The 1,298-nt window shown below is 46.2% G+C and carries 1 protein-coding gene; it reads right to left on the reverse strand.

Annotated elements, in window-relative coordinates; genetic code table 11:
* Positions 1-25 precede the first annotated feature (25 nt).
* A complete protein-coding gene (locus JC525_RS19700) occupies positions 26-1,171 on the reverse strand; it encodes an IS4 family transposase (protein ID WP_233095333.1) in 1,146 nt (381 codons plus the stop codon).
* Positions 1,172-1,298 lie beyond the last annotated feature (127 nt).

Genomic DNA, 1,298 nt, shown 5'->3' on the forward strand with positions numbered 1-1,298 from the left:
CTGAGGGATCCCCACGAATTTAATTTCATGTGCCTGCGGCCCAAGCCCCGTCTACTATGGAGCTGTACCATTTGAGTGCAGCTTTCCACTGTCGCATAGTGAATCTTATTCGGCAAGCAACAGCTCTCAGGCCGAGATAGTGGAATGACAGCACGCTTCTGGTTTCGGTATTTGCTTGGAAGCGCCGATGTTTATTCGAAGAGACGAGCACCATACCCAATAAGATAGCAACCAGTGACGCTAACGTAGTCAGCAATACCAGTATTGTTAGACGCTGCTTTTTCACGCTTTTATTTTGCTCATAGCCAAGCCCGAACTTGGTACTTTTCATGTCCCTAAAGCCTTCTTCAATCTGCATCCGCTGGCGATAAATAGCAACAACCTGTTTCGATAAGCGTCGATGAGATGCTAGTGATGTCGCTAACAGCCACGGGTCTTTCGCGCCTTGCGCATGGACTTTCGACCGCTTTGAGGCTTTGCGTGTACCATCTGGATTTGAAGCGTGGCGTCCTTTCGCTTTCTGCTTGAACAGAACTAACGTACAGGTAAAGGGATTACCTCTCACTATTTGGCTGTTATCAAAACGCTTCGGTCGATTGGTCGCTTGGGCATAAAGGTGACGAATACACAGCCACGTATTTCCTCTATCAAGCGAGTAAAAGTGTGGCTTACGAATACGCCCGACAATATCCCAGCCTAACGCTAATACTTCCCTGAACCAAGGTGATTTATACCCTGCGTCGGTGACAATAATGGGCCGACAGTGGGAAGGTAATATGGTGTGCAACGTTTTTAAGAATGCCTTGTGCGTAGCTGGTTTCTCTTTGGTTTTGTTGCAGTGAACTTCTTGATAAAGTGTGACGGGCCTACCTTTTAAAGATATGGCCGCGCGTAAAAGAAAATGTGCTTTACGGTCGTCTAAATCTGACCAGTCGATTGAGATAACAGGGCGTGATGTGCTGCCACAAAATAGTTGGCAAATAGATGCATAGATAAAAGGTGTTTCACTGAATAAATGCGGGTTTGAAAGCAAGCGGTCGGCACGTTTAATCCGATGCTTCTCAAAGGCTTTATTGCTAATTCCTCGACCTATGCTGGTTACGGTTGCTGCGCTCCCATGAAGAAGGCTTTTCACGCACGCCGTTAGCACATCCCGACGAGCTTTATGCATTTTATAGCTGACAAGCGATACGACATTGTTCACAATAGATAGGGCATTCATGGCAGTTTGGTCTCAGTGATTTTTGGCGATTGATCTGATCACCAAACGTCATGAATGTTCCTATCTTTTTTATCTC

The organism is Alteromonas sp. IB21, assembly GCF_016405965.1.
Taxonomy (GTDB): Bacteria; Pseudomonadota; Gammaproteobacteria; order Enterobacterales; family Alteromonadaceae; genus Alteromonas.